The organism is Methylosinus sp. LW4, from assembly GCF_000379125.1.
GTDB lineage: Bacteria > Pseudomonadota > Alphaproteobacteria > Rhizobiales > Beijerinckiaceae > Methylosinus.
Genome location: NZ_KB900626.1, coordinates 3,640,414 through 3,661,163, shown reverse-complemented (window position 1 = coordinate 3,661,163; position 20,750 = coordinate 3,640,414). Strand labels below are relative to the sequence as shown.

General features: G+C 67.0%; 19 protein-coding genes. 15 read left to right on the top strand and 4 right to left on the bottom strand.

The genetic code is table 11. From position 1 onward, the window contains the following. The first annotated feature begins 2 nt into the window (after positions 1-2). From METLW4_RS0118240 to METLW4_RS0118215, 6 genes are read left to right on the top strand one after another with little or no spacing between them, the layout of a single operon-like run. The gene (locus METLW4_RS0118240) at positions 3-1,610 is read left to right on the top strand and encodes a carboxyl transferase domain-containing protein (protein WP_018267675.1); all 1,608 of its coding nucleotides are present in this window, start codon (positions 3-5) and stop codon (positions 1,608-1,610) included. Between the two features lie 7 nt (positions 1,611-1,617). Further along, a complete protein-coding gene (locus tag METLW4_RS0118235) occupies positions 1,618-2,418 on the top strand; it encodes an enoyl-CoA hydratase-related protein (RefSeq protein WP_018267674.1) in 801 nt (266 codons plus the stop codon). Beyond that, the gene (locus METLW4_RS0118230) at positions 2,408-4,396 is read left to right on the top strand and encodes an acetyl/propionyl/methylcrotonyl-CoA carboxylase subunit alpha (RefSeq protein WP_018267673.1); all 1,989 of its coding nucleotides are present in this window, start codon (positions 2,408-2,410) and stop codon (positions 4,394-4,396) included. Before METLW4_RS0118235 ends, METLW4_RS0118230 begins: the two co-directional genes overlap by 11 nt. Beyond that, positions 4,393-5,316 (top strand): hydroxymethylglutaryl-CoA lyase, encoded by a 924-nt coding sequence (locus METLW4_RS0118225; protein ID WP_018267672.1) that lies wholly within the window; start codon positions 4,393-4,395, stop codon positions 5,314-5,316. The genes METLW4_RS0118230 and METLW4_RS0118225 overlap by 4 nt, the downstream gene beginning before the upstream one ends. After that, positions 5,313-6,362: an enoyl-CoA hydratase/isomerase family protein gene (locus METLW4_RS0118220; RefSeq protein WP_018267671.1), complete on the top strand. Its 1,050-nt coding sequence runs from the start codon at positions 5,313-5,315 to the stop codon at positions 6,360-6,362. Before METLW4_RS0118225 ends, METLW4_RS0118220 begins: the two co-directional genes overlap by 4 nt. Then, complete coding sequence (locus METLW4_RS0118215; RefSeq protein ID WP_018267670.1) at positions 6,359-7,540, top strand: acetyl-CoA C-acyltransferase; 1,182 nt, start codon at positions 6,359-6,361, stop codon at positions 7,538-7,540. Before METLW4_RS0118220 ends, METLW4_RS0118215 begins: the two co-directional genes overlap by 4 nt. Here METLW4_RS0118215 and METLW4_RS0118210 read toward each other — a convergent pair. Then, positions 7,537-8,658, bottom strand: coding sequence for a Glu/Leu/Phe/Val family dehydrogenase (locus METLW4_RS0118210; protein WP_018267669.1), 1,122 nt, complete (start codon positions 8,656-8,658; stop codon positions 7,537-7,539). The genes METLW4_RS0118215 and METLW4_RS0118210 overlap by 4 nt on opposite strands. A gap of 131 nt (positions 8,659-8,789) precedes the next feature. Between METLW4_RS0118210 and pdhA the strand changes: the two genes are divergently transcribed. The 8 genes from pdhA to METLW4_RS0118165 all read left to right on the top strand — a co-directional run bounded on the left by pdhA (position 8,790) and on the right by METLW4_RS0118165 (position 16,319). Then, a complete protein-coding gene (gene pdhA / locus METLW4_RS0118205) occupies positions 8,790-9,875 on the top strand; it encodes a pyruvate dehydrogenase (acetyl-transferring) E1 component subunit alpha (RefSeq protein ID WP_026191610.1) in 1,086 nt (361 codons plus the stop codon). Further along, positions 9,868-10,848, top strand: a complete 981-nt coding sequence (locus tag METLW4_RS0118200) for an alpha-ketoacid dehydrogenase subunit beta (protein ID WP_026191609.1) — start codon at positions 9,868-9,870, stop codon at positions 10,846-10,848. Before pdhA ends, METLW4_RS0118200 begins: the two co-directional genes overlap by 8 nt. Continuing rightward, on the top strand, positions 10,845-11,969 hold the full coding sequence (locus METLW4_RS0118195) for a dihydrolipoamide acetyltransferase family protein (protein WP_018267666.1): 1,125 nt from the start codon (positions 10,845-10,847) through the stop codon (positions 11,967-11,969). The genes METLW4_RS0118200 and METLW4_RS0118195 overlap by 4 nt, the downstream gene beginning before the upstream one ends. A gap of 487 nt (positions 11,970-12,456) precedes the next feature. After that, positions 12,457-12,960, top strand: coding sequence for a hypothetical protein (locus METLW4_RS28370; RefSeq protein ID WP_018267664.1), 504 nt, complete (start codon positions 12,457-12,459; stop codon positions 12,958-12,960). A 268-nt stretch (positions 12,961-13,228) separates the two neighbouring features. Then, positions 13,229-13,849: a response regulator transcription factor gene (locus METLW4_RS0118180; protein WP_018267663.1), complete on the top strand. Its 621-nt coding sequence runs from the start codon at positions 13,229-13,231 to the stop codon at positions 13,847-13,849. A gap of 41 nt (positions 13,850-13,890) precedes the next feature. Beyond that, positions 13,891-15,429, top strand: coding sequence for a RecQ family ATP-dependent DNA helicase (locus METLW4_RS0118175; RefSeq protein ID WP_245258471.1), 1,539 nt, complete (start codon positions 13,891-13,893; stop codon positions 15,427-15,429). Positions 15,430-15,555: 126 nt separating this feature from the next. Continuing rightward, entirely contained in the window at positions 15,556-16,014 is a 459-nt protein-coding gene (locus METLW4_RS0118170) for a hypothetical protein (RefSeq protein WP_018267661.1), read from the top strand. A gap of 29 nt (positions 16,015-16,043) precedes the next feature. After that, positions 16,044-16,319, top strand: a complete 276-nt coding sequence (locus tag METLW4_RS0118165) for a hypothetical protein (RefSeq protein ID WP_018267660.1) — start codon at positions 16,044-16,046, stop codon at positions 16,317-16,319. 22 nt (positions 16,320-16,341) lie between these two features. On the opposite strand, the gene METLW4_RS0118160 is transcribed toward METLW4_RS0118165, so the two are convergent. The 3 genes from METLW4_RS0118160 to METLW4_RS0118150 form a co-directional block, all read right to left on the bottom strand. Continuing rightward, entirely contained in the window at positions 16,342-18,183 is a 1,842-nt protein-coding gene (locus tag METLW4_RS0118160; protein ID WP_018267659.1) for a cation:proton antiporter domain-containing protein, read from the bottom strand. Between the two features lie 234 nt (positions 18,184-18,417). After that, the gene (locus tag METLW4_RS0118155; protein ID WP_026191608.1) at positions 18,418-19,380 is read right to left on the bottom strand and encodes a DnaJ C-terminal domain-containing protein; all 963 of its coding nucleotides are present in this window, start codon (positions 19,378-19,380) and stop codon (positions 18,418-18,420) included. A 144-nt stretch (positions 19,381-19,524) separates the two neighbouring features. Further along, entirely contained in the window at positions 19,525-20,019 is a 495-nt protein-coding gene (locus tag METLW4_RS0118150) for an RT0821/Lpp0805 family surface protein (protein WP_026191607.1), read from the bottom strand. Between the two features lie 59 nt (positions 20,020-20,078). Here METLW4_RS0118150 and pdxH point away from each other — a divergent pair, with 59 nt between their 5' ends. Continuing rightward, positions 20,079-20,687 carry a pyridoxamine 5'-phosphate oxidase gene (gene pdxH / locus METLW4_RS0118145; RefSeq protein ID WP_026191606.1) on the top strand — a complete coding sequence of 203 codons (609 nt, stop codon included), beginning with the start codon at positions 20,079-20,081 and terminating at the stop codon, positions 20,685-20,687. Positions 20,688-20,750 lie beyond the last annotated feature (63 nt).

Sequence of the window (20,750 nt, the reverse complement as noted above, 5' to 3'; positions counted from 1 at the left end):
CAATGACTGTTCTCGAAACGAGCTTGGACACGGCCTCCGCCCAATTCGCGGCCAATGCGCAGACGATGCGGAGCCTCGTCGCCGATCTCCGCGCCACGGCGGCGCGCATCGCCGAAGGCGGCGGCGCGGCGGCGCGAGAGAAGCATGTCGCTCGCGGCAAGATGACAGCGCGTGAACGCATCGCCGCGCTCGTCGATCCCATGTCGCCCTTTCTCGAGATCGGCCAATTCGCCGCCTATGATCTCTATGACGGAGAGGCGCCTTGCGCCGGCGTCGTCGCGGGAGTGGGACGCATTTGCGGCCGCGCCTGCCTGATCCTCGCCAATGACGCGACCGTGAAAGGCGGCGCCTATTTTCCGCTGACCGTGAAAAAGCATTTGCGCGCGCAAGAGATCGCCGCGCAGAATCGCCTGCCTTGCCTCTATCTCGTCGATAGCGGCGGCGCCAATCTGCCGCGGCAGGACGAGGTGTTTCCCGATCGCGATCATTTCGGCCGCATCTTCTACAATCAAGCACAGATGTCCGCGGCAGGCATTGCGCAGATCGCCATCGTCATGGGCTCTTGCACCGCGGGCGGCGCCTATGTGCCGGCCATGTCGGACGAGTCGATCATCGTGCGCGATACGGGCACGATTTTCCTCGCCGGACCGCCGCTGGTGCGCGCGGCGACGGGCGAGGTCGTGACGGCGGAAGAATTGGGCGGCGCCGCGGTGCATGCGCGCAGCTCCGGCGTCGTCGATCATTATGCGGAGAATGACGGCCATGCGCTCGGCATTGCGCGCGACATCGTCGCCACGCTCGGCGCGCCTCCGCCGCCGTCGCTGCAGAAGCGCGAGGCGCGCGAGCCGCTCTATGACCCGATGGAGATATATGGTCTCATCCCCGCCGACCGTCGCCGTCAATATGACGCGCGCGAGCTGATCGCGCGGCTCGTCGACGCGAGCGAGTTCGACGAGTTCAAAAAGCTCTATGGCGAGACGCTCGTCGCCGGCTTCGCCCATATTTGCGGCTATCGCATCGGCGTGCTCGCGAATAATGGCGTCCTGTTCGGCGAAAGCGCGCTCAAAGGCGCGCATTTCATCGAGCTCTGCGCGCAACGCGGGATTCCTCTGCTGTTTCTGCAGAATGTCACCGGCTTCATGGTCGGTCGCGACTATGAAGCGCGCGGCATCGCCAAGGATGGCGCGAAAATGGTGACGGCGGTGGCGACCGCCGCCGTGCCGAAATTTACCGTTATCGTCGGCGGCAGCTTCGGCGCCGGCAATTATGCGATGTGCGGCCGCGCCTATGGTCCCCGCTTCCTGTGGAGCTGGCCCAACGCCCGCATCTCCGTCATGGGCGGCGAACAGGCCGCCGATGTTCTCTCCCGCGTGCGCGGCGACAGCTACGCCGCGAAAGGCCGCGACTGGCCGCAGGCAGACCATGACGCCTATCATGCGCAAATCCGCGCGCAATATGAGCGGCAAGGCCATCCCTATTATGCGAGCGCGCGTCTCTGGGACGACGGCGTCATCGATCCGGCGGATACGCGCCGCGTGCTTGCTCTCTCTCTCGCCACGGCGTCCAATGCGCCGCTCGAGGCGACTCGCTTCGGCCTGTTCCGCATGTGAGGCGCCAATGTCCCTTCTTCGTTCGTCCCTCGATTCCCGCGGCGTCGCCACGCTCACGCTCGCACGAGCGGAGCGGCGCAATGCGCTGGACCAGGCGATGGTCCTCGAGCTCATAGCGGCGCTCGAATGCGCCGCGCATGATTCGCAGACGCGCATTCTCACGCTCTCTGGCGACGGCGCCGCTTTTTGCGCCGGCGGCGACATAGAATGGATGAAGCGCGTCGCCGCCGACACGCCGCGCGCCAATGAGGAGGATGCGCTTCTGCTCGCGCGTGCGATGCGCGCGCTCGACACCTTGCCCAAGCCGACCATCGCGCGCGTTCATGGCGCGGCCTATGGCGGCGGCGTCGGACTCGTGGCCTGCTGCGACATCGCCGTCGCGAGCGATACGGCGAGCTTCTGCTTGAGCGAGGCGAGGATCGGCCTCACGCCCTCTGTGATCGGCCCTTATGTTCAACGCGCGATCGGCGCGCGCCAGGCGCGACGCTATTTTCTCACCGCCGAGACGATCTCCGCGACGCAGGCGCGCGCGCTCGGCCTCGTTCACGAGATCGCCCCGGCCGCAGAGCTGGATGCGCGGCTCGCGCGCATCGTGGATGCGCTGCTCGCCGGCGCGCCGGGCTCGCAAGCCGAGGCGAAAGATTCCATAGCGCTCTTTGCCGAGCATCCGATCGACGAAGCGCTGATGCGCGACACGGCGCAGCGGATCGCCGCGCGGCGGGCGTCTGCGGAAGGACAGGAAGGTCTCGCCGCCTTCCTCGAGAAGCGCGCCCCCTATTGGAGACGGGATCGCGACGATGTTTCGTAAGATTCTCATCGCCAATCGGGGCGAGATCGCATGCCGCGTGATCGCGACCGCGCGGAGCATGGGCGTCATCGCGGCCGCCGTCTATTCCGACGTCGATGCGCAAGCGCGTCATGTCGCGCTCGCCGACGAAGCCTATCCGCTGGGCGCGGCGCCTGCGCGCGAGAGCTATCTCGCAATCGACAAGATCATCGCCGCCGCGCGCCGCGCGGACGCGCAGGCCGTGCATCCCGGCTATGGCTTTCTCTCCGAGAATGCGGCGTTCGCGGAGCGTTGCGGCGAGGCAGGAATCGTCTTCATCGGCCCGACGCCGCACGCCATGCGCCTCATGGGCTCCAAGGCGCGTGCGCGCGCTTTGATGGAGAGCGCCGGCGTGCCGATCGTGCCGGGCTTTCACGGCGCGCAAGATATGGAGAGCCTCGTCGACGCGGCGATGCGCATCGGCTTTCCCGTGCTCGTCAAAGCCTCGGCGGGCGGCGGCGGCAAAGGCATGCGCCGCGTGGAGACGCAAGCCGAGCTGCGCGGCGCGATCGAGAGCGCGAGACGCGAGGCGGCCTCCGCTTTCGGCGACGATTCGCTGCTGATCGAGAAGGCGCTCGACGGCGCGCGGCATATAGAAGCGCAAATTTTCGGCGATACGCATGGCGGCCTCGTCGCTTTTCCAGAACGCGACTGCTCGATCCAGCGCCGCCATCAGAAGATCATCGAGGAGACGCCCGCGCCGGGCCTCTCGAGCGCGCTGCAAGCCGCCTTGCGCGAGGCCGCGCTGGCCGCGGGGCGCGCGGTCGCCTATATCGGCGCCGGAACGGTCGAATTTCTCGTGAAGGATGACAGCTTCTACTTTCTCGAGATGAACACGCGGCTGCAAGTGGAGCATCCGATCACCGAAATGATATCGGGCGTCGATCTCGTCGAATGGCAGCTGCGCATCGCGTCCGGCGAGACGCTGCCCGCGCGGCAGGAGGAGATCGCGCCGCATGGACATTCGATCGAAGCGCGGCTCTATGCGGAGGCGCCGGCGCGCGATTTTTTGCCGAGCGTCGGCCGGCTCGAGCACTGGCGCGCGCCGCGTGAGGAGGGGGCGATTCGCGTCGAGACCGGTGTGCGCGAAGGCGATGTGGTGACGCCGTTCTACGATCCACTGCTCGCCAAGATCGTCGCGCATGGCGCGGATCGAGAGACGGCGCGCGCGAAGCTGGCCGCGGCGCTGCGAGAGTGCGAGATCGTCGGAGTGGAGACGAATCTGCTTTTGCTGCGCGCAATTCTCGACAGTGGAGCGCATGCAGCCGGCGAGATCGACACGGGATTTCTTCCGCGTCATCTCGAGCTTGTCCTCGCGGGGGCGGAGGCGCCGGACGCGGACGCCGAAACCATAGCGCTCGCGGCGGGCGCCGCCGCCTGGCTGCGTCGTCTTCGCGGCGAGCGCAGCGACGATTCCCCTTGGAATGCGAGCGACGGCTGGCGTCTCAATGGCGCCGCGCAGCAGAAGCTGCTCGTGCGATTCCAGGAGCGCGAAATTCCGCTAACGATCGAGCCTCTGCCCAAGGGCGCTTTTCGCTTGCAAACGCCGATGTCGCTGCATTGCGTCGAGCTCGACAGCGAGGCGGGTCGGTCTCGCCTGCGCATCGACGGCATCGCGCGACGGCTTTCGATCGTCGAGCGCGCGAGAGGCTTCGTCATCATATGGAATGGACGCAATCATGAGCTTTCGCTCGTCGATCCGCTCGCGCCGCCGCATGGGGAGCGCGAAGACGATGCGGCGCTCGCGGCGCCGCTGCCCGCGCGCGTCACCGGGCTCTTCGTCAGCGTCGGCGAGAGCGTGAAGAAAGGCGCGCCGCTCGTCATGCTAGAGGCGATGAAGATGGAAATCGGATTGTCGGCGCCCCGCGACGGACGCATATCGGAGATTCGGACAAGGATCGGCGATATGGTGCGGCAGGGCGAGCCGCTTATCGTCTTCGCCGAGGGAGAAGCGGCATGACCGACATTCCGCAGCGCGTGCGCATCGTCGAGGTCGGCCCGCGCGACGGCCTGCAGAATGAGAGCGCGATGGTTTCAGTGGAGACCAAGGTCGCGCTGATCGAGAAGCTGGCTGCGGCGGGGCTGCGCGACATAGAAGCGGGAAGCTTCGTCTCGGCGAGGCGCGTTCCGCAAATGGCGGATACGAAGCGCGTGCTCGCGCATCTGCGTCCGCCGCCGCATGTTCATCTGTCCGCGCTCATTCCCAATATGCGCGGGCTCGAGGAGGCGCTCGCTTGCGGCGTGCGCGGCGTCGCCATTTTCGTGGCGGCGAGCGAGAGCTTTTCGAAAGAAAATATCGGCTGCTCCATCAAGGAGAGCGTGCGGCGTTATACGCCTGTCGTCGAAGCGGCGGTCGGCGCTGGGCTCGCGGTGCGCGGCTATATTTCCTGCGCGCTCGGCTGTCCCTATGAAGGCGAGGTCGCGCCACGCGCCGTCGCGACGCTGGCCCGCGATCTCGCCGCGCTCGGCTGCCGCGAGATTTCGCTCGGCGACACGATCGGCGTCGGCGCGCCTTTGCAGGCGCGGCGGCTCGTGGAGGAGGTCGGGCGCGACATTCCATTGGCGCAGATCGCGGTTCATTTTCACGACAGCTATGGCCAGGCGCTGGCCAATATATTCGCTTGCGTCGAGATGGGCGTCGGCGCCGTCGATGCATCCGTCGCCGGCCTCGGCGGCTGTCCTTTCGCGCCGGGTGCGAGCGGCAATGTCGCGACAGAAGATGTGGTCTATATGCTCGAGCATTCGGGAATCGAGACCGGCGTCGATCTCGCCGCGCTGATCGACGCCGGATCGTTCATTTGTGAAAGTCTCGGTCGCGAGACGCAGAGCCGCGTAGCCCGCGCATCGCTGCTCCGGTGCGAGAAGAGGCGCCGCGCATGAGCGATATTCTCGTCTCTCGCACGCGCAAGGTCGGGCGCCTGTCGTTGAACCGGCCGAAGGCGCTGAACAGTCTGACGCTGGATATGGTGCGCGATTTTTCCACCGCGCTCGACTCCTTCGGCGCCGATCGGGAGATCGTCGCCATCGTGGTGACGGGCGAAGGCCAGCGCGGCTTTTGCGCCGGCGGCGATATTCGCGCGCTCTATGAGCTGCGCAATGGCGACCGCAGCCTCTATGAAACTTTCTGGCGCGAGGAATATCGGCTGAATGCGCGCATCGCCGCTTTTCCGAAACCCTATGTCGCGGTGATGGACGGAATCGTCATGGGCGGCGGCGTCGGGCTTTCCGCGCATGGCAATTTTCGTATCGTCACGGAGCGGACGCGCCTCGCCATGCCGGAGACGGCGATCGGCTTCATTCCCGATGTCGGCGGCTCCTGGCTGCTCACGCGCAATGGCGGCGTCGGGCGCTTCATGGCGCTTTCCGGCATGACGGTCGGTCCGCATGACGCGATCTTCGCCGGGCTCGCCGATGTGCTCGTGGATTCGGCCGCGCTGCCAGAGCTGCTCGCCCTTCTGAGCGACATAAGCGAGGCGGAAGAGCTGCGGCCGCTGCTGGCGCGCTTCGCCAAATCATCCGGCCTCGGCGCCTTGTCGCGCCACGAGACTTTGCTGCGGCGCGTGACGGCGCATTCGAGCGTCGAGCGCCTCATCGCCGCGCTCGAGACAGAGGGTTCAGAATTCGCGCGCGAGGCGGCGGCGACGCTCGCCATGCGCTCGCCGACGAGCCTGAAGGTGACGTTGCAGCTGCTGCGCCGCGCGGCCGACGCGGAAAATCTGGAAGCGTGCCTGCGCCAGGAATTTCGCACGGCTTGCAATCTTCTTTCGACGCATGATCTCTTTGAGGGCATTCGCGCCGCTGTCATCGACAAGGATCGCGATCCGCATTGGTCGCCGGCGACGCTCGGGGATGTGGACGACGCTTCGGTAAAAGCGCTGCTCGATGGCGGCGCGGCGCCGGAGCTCGAATTTCGAGCCCGGACATGAGCGAAAGCTTCGATCCCGTGGTCATCATCGGCGCCGCGCGCACGCCGATCGGCGCGATGCTCGGCGAGCTGAAGAAAGTTTCGGCGCCGGAGCTCGGCGCGGCGGCGATTCGCGCCGCGGTGGCGCGCGCCGACGCGCCGACAGATCAGATCGACGATGTGCTCATGGGCTGCGTGCTGACAGCGGGCCTCGGCCAAGCGCCGGCGCGGCAGGCGTCGCTCGCCGCCGGTCTGCCGGAGGCCGCGGGCTGCGTGACGATCAACAAAATGTGCGGCTCCGGCATGAAGGCGATCCAGCTCGCGCATGACCAATTGCTCGCCGGCAGCTCGCACGCCATCGTCGCCGGCGGCATGGAGAGCATGAGCAATGCGCCCTATCTGCTCGAGCGCGCGCGCGAAGGCTATCGCATGGGCCATAAGAGGCTCGTCGATCATATGTTTCTCGACGGGCTCGAGGACGCTTATGACAAAGGCCGGCTGATGGGCGATTTCGCCGAGGATTGCGCGACGACTCATCAATTCACCCGGCAAATGCAGGATGATTATGCGACGCTCTCGCTCGAGCGCGCGCGGCGCGCGGCGCAGCAGGGCGATTTCGATTGGGAGATCACGCCGATCGAGGCGCATGAGACGACGATCACGCGCGATGAATTGCCGGCGAAAGCGAAGATCGAGGCGATCACGAAATTGAAGCCGGCGTTTCGCGAGGGCGGCACTGTGACGGCGGCCAATTCCAGCGCCATTTCCGACGGCGCCGCGGCGTTGACCTTGATGCGGCGGGAGCGCGCCGAGCGCGCCGGCCTCGCGCCGCTGGCGATCATTCGCGCGCATGCGACGCATGCGGGGCCGCCCAATCTGTTTCCGACGGCGCCGATCTCGGCCATGCGCAAGCTCGTCGAGCGCCTCGGCTGGCCGCTGTCGAGCGTCGATCTCTTCGAGATCAACGAGGCTTTCGCCGTCGTCGTGATGGCGGCGATGCGCGAGCTCGATCTGCCGCGCGAAAAGGTGAATGTTCATGGCGGCGCCTGTGCGCTCGGCCATCCGATCGGCGCCTCGGGCGCGCGCATCGTCGTCACTCTGCTCGCGGCGCTGCGCAAATATGGGCTGCGACGCGGCGTCGCCGCGCTCTGCATCGGCGGCGGCGAGGCGGCGGCGGTAGCGATAGAGACGGTGAATTAGCGCCAGCGCTGCGTCGCCATCATCTTGCGCAGGCGTTCCTGCACCAGCGCTGTCGCGGCGTCGCGCAACGAGACGCGCATCGCGGAAGCGCGCGCGACGATCTCTCGCATGTTGCGGGAGATTTTTTCTTCGATCGCCGCAAAGGCGGCCTTCTCGTCGCCGCCGGCATATTCCACGGATGCGCAGATCACGCCGCTGGCATTGGCGATGAAGTCCGGCGCGCTGACGATTCCGCGCTCGAACATGATGCGCTCCGCCTCGGCGGTCGCGGGAATATTGGCGCCCTGCACCACGAGCTTGCATTGCAAGCCGCCGACATTGTCGGCGCGCAGCACATCCGGCCGCGCGGCGGGGATGAAAATATCGCAAGGCGCGGCGAGCAGCGCATCGGGGGCGAGCGCTTCGCCGCGCGCATGGCTGGCGACGCTACGGCCTTCGCTGCGGATTTGCGCCAATGCGTCAATGTCGAGCCCGGCCGCGTCATAGATCGCGCCGCGGCTGTCGGAAGCGCCCACCAATATCGCGCCTTTGCGCGCGAGGAATCGCGCGGCGTGCCGACCGACGGCGCCGAAGCCTTCGACGACGACGCGCGCGCCTTGGAGCTTCAGCCCGGCGGATGGCGCGGCCGCCTCCGCGGCTATGGCGACGCCATAGCCTGTCGCGCCGATCTCATCGAGCGGAACGCCGCCGAGCTCGGCGGGCAATCCCACGGCGCGGCCGATCTCGTCATGCACATAGGCCATGCAAGTTTCGTTCGTGCCCATGTCCGGGCCGGGGATGTAATCGGTCAAGGGCTCGATCGCCTTGGCGAAGGCGCGAATGAGCTGCTCTTTCTCCTGCGGAGGCATCGCAGGATCGCCGAAGATGACGGATTTGCCGCCGCCATGGCGCAGGCCGCAGGCGGCGTTCTTCAACGTCATGGCGCGGGCGAGGCGGAAGCATTCCTCGACGCCGACATCCGGCGCCATGCGCACGCCGCCTATGGCGGGGCCGGCGGCGATATTGTCGATGACGACGATCGCTTCGAGGCCGACGCCCGGCGTGCTCACATAGACGATTTTCGCCGGGCCGAATTCGTCGACGAAGGGGAAAGCGTCTGATTTGGACGACGCGGACATAAATCATGAACTGGGCGCGAGCGCGCGCGAATCAAGCGTTCTTCGGCTCACGCAGCAAAAAATTCCCTAGGGCGGATGAAAAGCGCGAGGCGGCGCCTTACGTCACTCTGACGAAGCTCGAGGCAGGCCCGATGACCATTGGCGTCTCCTTCCAGATCGACTTTCTTCGCTTCCTCTCCGCGTCGGGCGAGCTCGACCCCGCGACGCCGCGCGAAGCGATAGACCCCGAGCTTCTGCTCGGCCTCTATCGCGCCATGACGCGCACGCGCGCTTATGATGGAAAAGCCATCGCTCTGCAGCGCACCGGCAAGCTCGGCACTTTCGCCTCCGCTCTCGGGCAGGAGGCGATCGGCGTCGGCATAGGCGCGGCCATGCGGCGCGAAGATGTGCTCGCGCCGTCCTATCGCGATCATGGCGCGCAATTGCTGCGCGGCATGACGATGGTCGAAAATCTCGTCTATTGGGGCGGCGACGAGCGCGGCAGCGATTACGCCGTTCCGCGCAGCGACTTTCCCATCTGCGTTCCCGTCGGCACGCAAGTGGCGCATGCGGCGGGCGCGGCTTACGCCTTCAAGCTGCGTGATGAGAAGCGCGTCGCGGTGACGATCCTCGGCGATGGCGGCGCCTCGACAGGGGATTTCTATTCGGCCTTGAACATGGCCGCCGTCTGGCGCGTTCCGCTCGTCGTCGTCATCAATAATAATCAATGGGCGATCTCGACTCCGCGCGAAATGGAATCGGCGACCGCGACTCTCGCGCAAAAATCCGTCGCAGCCGGCGTCGAGGGACGGCAGGTCGATGGCAATGATGTGATCGCCATGCGCCATGTCGCGCATGCGGCGATAGAGAAAGCGCGCGACGGCGGCGGGCCGACGCTCATAGAGGCGCTGAGCTATCGGCTCGGCGACCACACCACGGCGGATGACGCCTCGCGCTATCGCGACGTCGAGATCGTGCGGCGCGAGGCGGAGAAGGAGCCGCTCGGCCGGCTACGCAAATATCTCGCCGCGCGGGGTTTGTGGAACGAGGAGCAGGAGAAGGCGCTCGCGAAGGATTGCGCGGATGAAGTGGAGCGCGCGGTCGCCGCCTATCTCGCGACGCCGCCGCAGGCGTTCTCGGCGATGTTCGATCATCTCTTCGCGCAACTGCCGGAATCGATGCGCGATCAATATGAGGAAGCGCGGCGCTTTGCGCCGAAGGATGGCGACCATGGCTGAGCTCACTCTCGTCGAGGCCGTCAATCGCGCGCTCGCGCATGCGCTGGAGCATGATCCGGCCGTGCTGCTTCTCGGCGAGGATATCGGCGTCAATGGCGGCGTGTTTCGCGCGACGCTCGGCTTGCAGCAGCGCTTCGGCTCGGCGCGCGTTCTTGATACGCCGCTCGCCGAGGCGGCCATCGCCGGCGTCGCCGTCGGCATGGCGGCGATGGGGCTGAAGCCGGTGATGGAGATTCAATTCAGCGGCTTCATCTATCCGGCGTTGGATCAGCTCATCAATCACGCCTCGCGTCTGCGCAATCGCACGCGCGGGCGGCTCACCTGCCCCATGGTGCTGCGCGCGCCCAATGGCGGCGGCATTCATGCGCCGGAGCATCATTCGGAGAGCCCCGAGGCCATGCTCGCGCATACGCCGGGCCTGCGCGTCGTCATTCCCTCTTCGCCGGCGCGCGCCTATGGCCTGCTGCTCGCCGCCATTCGCGATCCCGATCCCGTCGTCTTCCTCGAGCCGACGCGGCTCTATCGCTTGTTCAAGCAAGAGGTGATCGACGATGGCGAGAGCCTGCCGCTCGACACATGCTTCGTCTCGCGCGAGGGACGCGACGTCACGCTGATCGCCTGGGGCGGCATGCTGCATGAGGCGCTCGCCGCCGCCGAGACTCTCGCGAGCGAAGGCGTCGATTGCGAGGTCATCGACATTGCGACGCTGAAGCCGCTCGACGCCGAGACCATTTTGCGCTCCGTCGAGAAGACCGGCCGCTGCGTCATCGTGCAGGAGGCCGCGCGCACCGCTGGCTTCGGCGCCGAGATCGCGGCGATCATCGCCGAGCGCGGGCTCTACTTTCTGCAAGCGCCGGTGCGGCGCGTCGCCGGCTATGACGTCGTGATGCCGCTGGCGCGGCTCGAGGGACAATATTTGCCGAGCGTCGCGCGCATCGCCGACGCCGTGCGCAAAACGATGGAGGCGGCATGAGCGTCTTCAAGCTTCCCGATCTCGGCGAAGGCCTGCAAGAGGCCGAGCTGGTGCAATGGCATGTCGCGCCCGGCGAGGAGGTGGCGATCGATCAGCCGCTCGTCTCCGTGGAGACGGCGAAGGCGGTCGTCGAGATTCCCTCGCCGCAGGCAGGACGCATCGAAAAGCTGTTCGCGCAGGCGGGCGAGATCATCCGCATCGGCGGCCCGCTCATCGCTTTCGCCGGCGACGGCGAAGAGCCGCCGCGCGCGCGCGAGGATAAGGGAACCGTCGTCGGCGCGATGGAGACGAGCGGACGCGTTCTGCAAGAAGGCGCGGCGCCGCTCGGGCGCAATGGCGCTGGCCTGCGCGCGACGCCGGCGGTGCGCGCGTTGGCGCGGCGGCTCGATGTCGATCTCGCAATGGTGACGCCCTCCGGCGCCGATGGCGTCATCACCGCGAGCGATGTGCAGCGCGTGGCGCGCATATTGTCGGAGGCCGCGCCGCCCGAGCCTCTGCGCGGATTTCGGCGCGCCATGGCGCAGAATATGGCGTTGGCGCAAGCCGAAGTGGCCGCGGCCACCGTCGTCGACGACGCCGACATAGAGGCTTGGGGTCGGGGCGAGGATACGACATTGCGGCTCATCCGCGCGCTCGTCGCGGGCTGCCGCGTGGAGCCGGGACTCAACGCCTGGTTCGAATCCCATGCGCTGGCGCGGCGCGTGCTCGCCGCCATCGATCTCGGAATCGCCGTCGATTCGGCGGAAGGCGGATTATTCGTGCCGGTGCTGCGCAATGTCGCGGAGCGCGATCCTTCCGATCTGCGCGCCGGACTGAACAAGATGCGCGCCGATATAGAGGCGCGGCGCATTCCGCCGGAGGAATTGCGCGGCGCCACCATCACCCTCTCCAATTTCGGCATGATCGCCGGGCGCTACGCCGCGCCCATCGTGCTGCCGCCGACCGTCGCCATTCTCGGCGCCGGGCGCATCCGCCGCGCGATCGTCGCCGATGACGAAGGCCGCCCCGTCGCCCGGCGCATGCTGCCGCTGAGCCTCACCTTCGACCATCGGGTCGTCACCGGCGGCGAGGCGGCGCGCTTTCTCGGCGCGGTGATCGCCGATCTCGGCCGCGCCGCCTGAGAGAGCGCGGCGGCGCCTTCGCCGTGTCGCAACGAGAAATTGCATAGAATTTGAATATATTTGTAGTATATTCGGCCGATAAATGAATAGAATTTTCTATTCTTTCATCGACGATCGTATAAATCGCACGCCGAGCCCCACGTCGACGTCCCACATAACATGTTGAAATTATTGTATTATCGCGGCGACGCGCGACGCCTCTCCGCCTTATAAGTACATGTCCTAATTTTGGATTCGGCCGCCAGCAAGTATTGACGGATCAGCGCGGCCCACTGCAATCTCGCCGCCCAGGGAGAATTGGCGCAGATGACATCCATGGATCAATTTGATCTCCGCACGCAATCGATAAATTTGAAGCGTTTCTTTCGGCTTCGCGTCCTTGCCGATCCGCTTTGCCCTTTCGCCGGCAGCCGCGGCCCGTTTCCCGCAGGCTGATCGCCCTTCCATCGAACTGTAACGAGTTTGCGTAACGCGTAAGGAGCTTCTCATGATCACCGTGTCGCAATGCGCCGCCCAGGCGGGCCTGGCCTCCAACGAGCTGGTTCTCGGCGCCATCCCCTCTTGCGAGCATGACGCGCTGCTCGAGAGCTATCTGCTCAACGGCCATCGTGGGCTGACGGCCGTGCGCGAGATGATCGTCGCCGATCTGCGCGGCTTTCTCGATCTCGGCGTGACGATCCGCGCCGCCGATCTGCTGATCGTGCTGCGCCTGCTGCTCACCGCCCATCCAGAAGCGGGCCTCGCCCAGCATCCGCGCCACGCCGAGAGCGAGGCGGCTTTCGAGGCCGCGCTGCTCGGCCATTATGTCGACGCCCGCCGCGGCCGGAGCGTCCCGCTGCGCGAGCCGGGCGTGGTGCTGTCCTTCTTTCGCGAGGGACGCCGGCCCCGACGCCGCGACGCGCAGGGCGAGACCCCGGAGTCCCTTTGTGGCGGCGACCCGATCGTCGCCCGCTTCGGCGCACGGGCGTCCTATCTGCGCGGCGATCGCTAGAGCTTTCGGCTCCAGAGTCCCGAAGGCTCCCTCCGAACCGAAAGGGACTCTGGAAGGCGCGTCCTCGGCCGGATGGGCGCGCGTCACGCGGGCGTCACGCGGCTATTGCCAATCGACGCGCCACATAGGATCATCCCGGCCCGACGCGCCTGTCGAGGCGCAAAACGCTCGGGTGGTCGGACCCGTTCTTTATGCAATCGGTAGACTGTTTCGATCTCGGCATTTCCGGCGACCACGCCTTTCGGCCTCGGCCGGGCGGAGCGCGCGCATGAGCGCCGCGGCCATCGTGCATGTCATCGACGATGACGCCGCCGTTCGCGACTCGCTGACGCTTCTTCTGAAAATGGCGGATTTCGACGTTCGCGCCCACGCCTCGGCGCGCGACTTTCTCGCCGGCCTCCGTCCCGGCGATGGCGGCTGCGTCGTCACCGATGTGCGAATGCCGGGCACGAGCGGGCTGGAGCTGCTCGCCGAGATCAAGGCGCGCGGCCTCGATCTGCCGGTGATCGTCATCACCGCCCATGCCGATGTGTCGCTCGCCGTTCAAGCGATGAAAGCGGGCGCCGTCGATCTGCTCGAGAAGCCTTTCGGCGAGGAGACGCTGCTCCGTTCCGTGCGCCAAGCCCTCGGCCTTCGCGGCGCGGGCGATGGCCGCGGCTCGGAGGCGGCGATCGCCCGCGACCGTCTGGCCAGCCTCACGGCGCGGGAGCGCGAGGTGCTGGTTGGCGTGCTCGAGGGCCGCCCCAACAAGATCATCGCCCATGAGCTCGGCATCAGCGTCCGCACAGTGGAGGCGCATCGCGCCCGGCTGATGGTGAAGATGCAGGTCAAGAGCCTCTCCGAGCTGGTGCGCATTTCCGTGCTCGTCCCGCGCGCCGCCTCCTTCTGAAGTTGCGCCGCCCGCCCGCCGATATGAAGGAGGCGCGGCGCGTGCTGCGCGCGCGCTTCGGCCATGAGGATTTTCTGCCGGGTCAGGCGGCCGTTATCGCGGCTCTGCTCGAGGGGCGCGACGCGCTCGCGGTCATGCCCACGGGGGCCGGCAAATCCCTGCTCTATCAATTGCCCGCCGCCATGGGCTCGGCGCCGGTCGTGGTGGTCTCGCCGCTCATCTCGCTGATGCGCGATCAATTGCGCGGCCTCGCGCGCTCGGGCGTCGCCGCCGTCGCGCTTCATTCGGGCCAGAGCGAGGAGGAGCACGGCGCGGCGCGCGCCGCCATCGCCGGCGGGCGGGCGAAGCTCGTCTATCTCGCGCCGGAGCGTCTCGCCGGGGACGGAGCCATCGAGCTTTTGCGCGCCGCCGGCGTGGCGCTGCTCGCCGTGGACGAGGCGCATTGTGTCTCCCACTGGGGTCACGAATTTCGCCCGGATTATGCGCGGCTCGGCGAGATCGCCGCCCGGCTCGGCGCGCCGGTGCTGGCGGTGACGGCGACGGCCGGCCCGCGCACGCGCGCCGACATTATCGCCAGCCTGTTCACGCGCGCGCCGGAGGTTTTCGTCGCCTCCTTCGCGCGGCCCAATCTGCGCCTGTCCTTCCGCCCGCGCGGCGACGCCGAGGGGCGGCTTTCGCGTTTCCTGCGGCGCCGGCCGGGCGAGAGCGGCGTCGTCTATGTGCGCTCCCGCCGCGAGGCCGACGAGACGGCGGCGAGATTGCGCCGGCTCGGCTTCGACGCGCTCGCCTATCACGCCGGGCTCGACGCGCAGACGCGGGCCGCCCATCAGGACGCGTTTTTCGCGCGCGAGGGCGTGGTGATGGCGGCCACCATCGCCTTCGGCATGGGCGTCGACAAAAAGGACGTGCGCTTCGTCGTCCACGCCGACCCGCCCGATTCGATCGAGGCCTATTATCAGGAGATCGGCCGCGCCGGCCGCGACGGTCGGCCCGCCGATGCGCTCGCCCTCTTCGACCCGCGCGAGCTCGCCGGTCGCTTCGGCTTCGCACCGCCGGAGGACGATCCCGTCGCGCTCGGCGAGACGGAGCGGCGACGCGCCATGGCGCGCCTCTGCCTCACCCCCGCCTGCCGCTTTCAGACCCTGCTCGCCGCTTTCGGCGAGGAGAGCGACCGCTGCGGACGCTGCGACAATTGCCGCGGCGGCCTGCTGGCGCTGCCGCGCCGCGCCAGCCTCGTCGCACTCGGCTGGCGCGTGGCCGCGCTCGCGCGTTTTTCCAGCGCCGACGCCGAGAGGCTCGACGCGCCGGAGGAGGCGCCGAGCCCCGCTGTGGCGCCGGGCCTCTCCATCGCGCCGACCGAGGAGCGGCTCAGCGTGGCCGAGGAGCGGCTCTATCGGCGGTTGCTGCATTTGCGGCTCGATATTGCGAGGCGCCGCCGTCTCTCCCCCCGCGCCGTGGCCAGCGACATGATGCTGCGTCGGCTCGCGATCACGCGGCCGAGCATGATCGGCGCCTTTCCGCCCGGCGAGATCGTCGACGCGCCGGCCTTTCTGCGCGAAATCGAAGCCTATGACGAATGAAAGGACATAGGTCGAATCGAAAGTTTTCGCCCCGAGAAGCCATCGGCCATTCGCGTTCCGTCAAAAAAGCGTCTTCGTAAGGAGATATTCGCCACTTTTTATCATCGGCACGACGCAGAGCGTGGCATGAAACATTTTCGCGCGATTTTCCTATTGCTTCTTTTCGTCGCTTTTTGGACGGCGAGTTCAGCCAGCGCGCAAGGCGCATCGGACGCGCCTTCGCCGGAGCTTCCGGCGAATACCGCTGACCTGAATGGTCTTCTCTATATGAAGGATTGGAACGGTCTCGGCGCCGCGCTGAGGGATGCCGATCAGACCCCGGTCACCCGCGTGAAAGCGATGAATTGGCTACAGCGCCGGGTCTTGCGCGGCGCGGAATATTTCGTCGTTTACGCCTATATGCGCGAGCTATGGACTGTCGGAACCGTGTCGCAGTCGGAGGGAATGCGCCAAACGGCGGGCGCGATGGCGCTCTACGCCTATGCGCTCATCGCGATCGACGGCGCCAAATGCCAGGACCTGACGGCGCCGGGCAATCGCATGACCAATTGTTGGGCCTCAATCCCTCGACCTTTTCGTTTGTGAAGAGTCAGCCGGCAGAGACGAAAGCAAAAATGATCGATTTGGCGATCACGATCGAAAACCGCACCTCGTCCGCTCGCCGTGATGACGACTTGCTCTGCCGTGGCGGCTTGGAGGAATACAAAGCAGCTTTCGAGGGAGGGACGCAAACCGAAGTTCCAAACTCGACAGGGCATTTCGGCAAGACATTTCAAGTCGAGCCTCCTGCCTATTGGAAACCGAAATTCGCGCCGCCGGAGGTCTACCGCCCCAAGCAGGAGATCGCGCGCAACGCCATGCGCGAAGCCCTGCTCAAATTGATCCAGTAGTTCGCGCCCGAAACCGCCGTTCCTACTCGTCTTCCAGCCCCTGCGCCGGACGCGCGCGCCTTTTCTTCAGCTCGCGCAGCCGCGTCGAAGCGCGCGCGGCGCGTTGGCGCGCCTCCTCGCCGGTCGGCTGCAGCAGCTTGCGATATTCGTCGCGCTTCTCGTGAATGGAAGCGATGACATAGCCCATGGGCACGCCGACATCGACGAGCACCGTCTCAGCGAGCTGCAGGCTCGACTCGATCGTCTCCGGTATCGCGTCGCTGGCGCCGAGCTCGTAGAGATGGGTGGCGTGCCAGGAGTCGCGGGCGCGCGCCACGATGGTCAGATCGGCGCGCTCCTGATGCGCGAGGCGCACGATCTCCTGCGCGGCTTGCGCATTCTCCACCGTCACCACCAGCGCGCGCGCCTGGGCCACGCCGAGGCGCATCAAAAACTCGCGCCGCATGCAATTGCCCCAATAAATATCGACGCCCTTGTCGCGCGTCTGCGCGACGAGCTTCACGTCATTGTCGACGGCGACGTAAGGAATCTCATGGCGGCTCAGCATGTCGCCGATGAGCGCGCCGACGCGCCCATAGCCGACGATGACGACGCGGCCGGCGGCGATCTCGCCCTCCGGCGCGAGATGGCCGAACTCCGCCTCGTCGTCCTGCAGCCGGCGTCCGGGATTGAGCCATTCGCCGAGCCGCGCCAACGCCGGCAGCACGAAGAGACCGAGCGTCACGGCGAGCATGGCGTCGGCGCCGAGATTTTTCGGCAGCACGCCGGAGGCGATAGCGGCGCCGACGAGAATAAAGGCGAACTCGCCGCCGGGCGCGAGAAGAAGCGCCACTTCCGCCGCTATGCGCGGGCGCAGGCGAAAGGCGCGGCCGAGCAGAAAGACGATGAGCGTCTTGGTCACGATGAGGCCGATGGCGATGACCAGCACCTGGCGCAAATCCTCGATCACGCGGTCGAAATCGAGGCCCGCGCCCACCGACACGAAGAAGAGGCCGAGCAGCAGGCCCTTGAACGGCTCGATCGTCACCTCGATCTCGCGGCGAAACTCGGTCTCGGCGAGCAGCAGGCCGGCGATGAAGGCGCCGAGCCCCATGGAAAACCCCGCCGCCGCGCTGGCGACGCCGGCGCCGATGATGACCAGCAGGCTCGCCGCGGTGAACAGCTCGATCGATTGCGCCGCCGCCACCAGATGGAACAGCGGCCGCAGCAGCAGCCGGCCGGCGATGATCAGCGCGCCCATGGCGGCGAGCGCCGGCAGAAAGGCGAGCAGCGCCTTCAGCCCTTCGCTCTCCACTTGCGGATCGGAGAGGAAGGAGATGAGGAAGAGCAGCGGCGCCACCATCAGATCCTGCAGCAGCAGCACCGAAAAGGCGGCGCGGCCGGCGGCGCGGTTGAGGCGGCGGCGCTCGGCGAGCAGCGGAATGACGATCGCCGTCGAGGACATTGCGAGCCCCGCGCCGAGCAGCGTCGCCGGCGCGGGGCCGAGCCCGCCCCAGAACACGCCCGCCGCCGCCAGCGCCCCGCCGCAGAGCAGAACCTGCGAGAGTCCGAGCCCGAAGACGAGCATGCGCATGCGCGCGAGGCGCTCCCAGGAGAGCTCGAGGCCGATCATGAACAAGAGGAAGACGAGGCCGAATTCGGCGATCTTGGCGACGCCCTCGAGATCGCTCAGCGCGATCGCCGAGAGAAGCTCATGGCGCTCGGCGAGCTTGCCGAGGCCGAAAGGACCGAGCGCCGCGCCGGCGAGCAGAAAGCCGAGAATGGGGCTGATGCGCAGCCGATGGAACAAAGGCGCGACGACTCCCGCCGTGCCCAGAAACAGCAGCGCCTCGCGATATTCGCCCCACTGGAAAGAACTCGTCATGACTAGCTTTCGTCGAAGAAGGGCGCCCTGCGCCCGATTCGACGTTCAGCATAGGGCATGCCGCCGCGGGTTAGAACGCGCGCGCGACTTTGTCGCGCTTGCGCTGTGACGAAAGGAGTTTTCGGCCGTCATCGCGAGGAGCGAAGCGACGAAGCGATCCACACCCCGGGCGGCTCCTGGATTGCTTCGCTCCGCTCGCAATGACGGCGCGCAGGACATCCCTCCGCGCGCCGCTCACATTCCCTTGCGCGGATCATAGGGCTTGGCCGTGCGCCATTTTTGGGCGAAGGCCTCGAGCTCGGCGTCGGCGCCCTCCGGCAGCAGCACGCGCAGCGTCACATAGAGATCGCCGGCCGGCTTGCCGTCAACGGCCGGCAGGCCCTTGCCGCGCAGGCGCAGCACGCGTCCGCCATTGGAGCCGGCGGGGATGGTCAGCTCCACCTTGCCGGAGAGCGTCGGCGCGGCGACCTTGGCGCCCAGAACCGCCTCGTAGAAGGCGATCGGCAGATCGAGCTTCAGATCGCGGCCGGAGATGGCGAAGAGCGGGTCCGGCGCGACATGGATGGTGACGATGGCGTCGCCGGGCTCGCCGCCGGGCGGGGCGGCGTGGCCCTGGCCGCGCAGGCGAATCTGCTTGCCGTCCTCTATGCCGACCGGAATATTCACCTCGAGCGTGCGGCCGCTGGGCAGAAAGACGCGCGTGCTGCCGCCCTTCACCGCCTCCGCCAGCGAGACGGTCACTTGCAGCGCGACATCCTCGCCGCGGCGCGGCGCGCGGGCTCCGCGGCGCGCGCCCCCTCCGGCGCCGAAGAGATCGGCGAAGAGGTCCGAAGGGTCGAAGCCGGCGCGGCCGCCGCCGCCCGGAGCGTCGCCGCCGAAATGAAATTCGAAATGCTCGGCCCCGCCAGGGCCGCGCTGCCCGCGATAGCCGCCGCCGGGACCCGCGCCGAAGCCCTCGAAACCGGTGAAGCGCGGCTTGCCCTCGGCGTCGATCTCGCCGCGGTCGAATTGCGCCTTTTTCTTCTCGTCGCCGAGAATCTCATAGGCGGAATTGGCCTCGGCGAATTTCTCCTTGGCCTTGGGGTCGTTCTTGTTCTGGTCCGGGTGATATTTTTTCGCGAGATTGCGAAACGCCTTCTTGATCTCGGCGGCGCTCGCCGTCTTGGCGACGCCCAGGACATCATATGGATCGCGCATTTTCTTCAAAAGCCCATAGTGGCGCCCGCCACTAGCGGCGCGGACGCTCATGTCTGACCCGTCTATTTGGGAGAAGAGACGGCCGCGCGCAAGGATGCGGCGAAGGTCGGAGGACGAGACCGCTGAATTTTCAGGCCGGACTCGTCAGGCCTTGCGCCAGGGCCGCACGTCGATCAGCGCCCAATCCACGGATTTGTCGCGGCAGGCCGTGCCCTGCAATTGCTCGTGGCTGTCTTTTGTCCCGACTTCCGCCAGAAAGGCGCGGCACACCTTGCCGTCCGAAGGATAGGGCTGGCCGACCGGCGTGAAGGAGCCGCGCGCATGGCTTTCGGGATTGTCCCAATTGACCGTCGCGCCGGCGCCCTGAGGATCGAGCGCGACGCCGAGCGCCGCATTGGCGCGTCGCCAGTCTTCCTGGTCGAGCGAATGCGAGAGGGTCGGCGTGGTCTTATGCGGAATGGAGCCGGTCACATCATCGCTGACATTTTTCCAGGCCGGGGCCGGCTCGCCGCCGGGAATGGCGAAAGAGCAGCCGCCGAGCGCCGCCGCCGCGAGGGCGGCCGCGAGCAGACGTGCGGCGGCGAGACCGATTTGAGAAGCGGCCACGGCGGCGTTATGTGTGTCTCGCAGGTCGTGCAATGCGCTGCCTTACCACCAGGACCACCGCCATCGCTTCGGCGGCAGCTGAGGATTTTCCCGTGAAGGGGTTAAAACAGAGTGACTTCTGCGAGGCCTCCGAACCCTACGCATTATTCGGCGAGTGGTTCGGGGAGGCGAAGGCGAGCGAGCCCGACGTTCCCGAAGCGATGGCGCTCTCCACGGTGGACGAGACCGGCCTGCCGGATTCCCGCATGGTTCTGATGAAGGATTGGGGCGAATCCGGCTTCACCTTCTATACCAACGCCGAGAGCGCCAAGGGCCGCGAGCTCGCCGCCACGATGAAGGCGGCGGCGCTTTTCCACTGGAAATCGCTGCGCCGCCAGGTGCGCCTGCGCGGTCCGGTGGAGCCCGTATCGGACGCCGAGGCCGACGCTTATTTCGCCAGCCGGCCGCGCGACAGCCGCATCGGCGCCTGGGCGAGCCGCCAGTCGCAGCCGTTGGAGAGCCGTTTCGCGCTCGAGAAGGCGGTCGCCTATCAGGCCGCGCGCTTCGGGCTCGGCGAGGTGCCGCGGCCGCCGCATTGGCGCGGCTATCGGATCCTTCCGGTCGCGATCGAGTTCTGGGCGGATCGGCCCTTCCGCCTTCACGATCGCGTGCAATTTTCCCGCGAGGGCGCCGGCTGGACCAAGGCGCGGCTCTATCCTTGACGGATGTTTTCACTTCATTTCGCGCGGCGTCGGCCGCCTTCCTTCTCCCCGCCTGCGGGGAGA

Bases quoted from the DNA above. Each gene is read 5' to 3' on its own strand.
- METLW4_RS0118240 (WP_018267675.1), top strand. From the start codon at position 3: ATGACTGTTCTCGAAACGAGCTTGGACACGGCCTCCGCCCAATTCGCG.
- METLW4_RS0118235 (WP_018267674.1), top strand. From the start codon at position 1,618: ATGTCCCTTCTTCGTTCGTCCCTCGATTCCCGCGGCGTCGCCACGCTC.
- METLW4_RS0118230 (WP_018267673.1), top strand. From the start codon at position 2,408: ATGTTTCGTAAGATTCTCATCGCCAATCGGGGCGAGATCGCATGCCGC.
- METLW4_RS0118225 (WP_018267672.1), top strand. From the start codon at position 4,393: ATGACCGACATTCCGCAGCGCGTGCGCATCGTCGAGGTCGGCCCGCGC.
- METLW4_RS0118220 (WP_018267671.1), top strand. From the start codon at position 5,313: ATGAGCGATATTCTCGTCTCTCGCACGCGCAAGGTCGGGCGCCTGTCG.
- METLW4_RS0118215 (WP_018267670.1), top strand. From the start codon at position 6,359: ATGAGCGAAAGCTTCGATCCCGTGGTCATCATCGGCGCCGCGCGCACG.
- METLW4_RS0118210 (WP_018267669.1), bottom strand. From the start codon at position 8,658: ATGTCCGCGTCGTCCAAATCAGACGCTTTCCCCTTCGTCGACGAATTC.
- pdhA (WP_026191610.1), top strand. From the start codon at position 8,790: ATGACCATTGGCGTCTCCTTCCAGATCGACTTTCTTCGCTTCCTCTCC.
- METLW4_RS0118200 (WP_026191609.1), top strand. From the start codon at position 9,868: ATGGCTGAGCTCACTCTCGTCGAGGCCGTCAATCGCGCGCTCGCGCAT.
- METLW4_RS0118195 (WP_018267666.1), top strand. From the start codon at position 10,845: ATGAGCGTCTTCAAGCTTCCCGATCTCGGCGAAGGCCTGCAAGAGGCC.
- METLW4_RS28370 (WP_018267664.1), top strand. From the start codon at position 12,457: ATGATCACCGTGTCGCAATGCGCCGCCCAGGCGGGCCTGGCCTCCAAC.
- METLW4_RS0118180 (WP_018267663.1), top strand. From the start codon at position 13,229: ATGAGCGCCGCGGCCATCGTGCATGTCATCGACGATGACGCCGCCGTT.
- METLW4_RS0118170 (WP_018267661.1), top strand. From the start codon at position 15,556: ATGAAACATTTTCGCGCGATTTTCCTATTGCTTCTTTTCGTCGCTTTT.
- METLW4_RS0118165 (WP_018267660.1), top strand. From the start codon at position 16,044: ATGATCGATTTGGCGATCACGATCGAAAACCGCACCTCGTCCGCTCGC.
- METLW4_RS0118160 (WP_018267659.1), bottom strand. From the start codon at position 18,183: ATGACGAGTTCTTTCCAGTGGGGCGAATATCGCGAGGCGCTGCTGTTT.
- METLW4_RS0118155 (WP_026191608.1), bottom strand. From the start codon at position 19,380: ATGCGCGATCCATATGATGTCCTGGGCGTCGCCAAGACGGCGAGCGCC.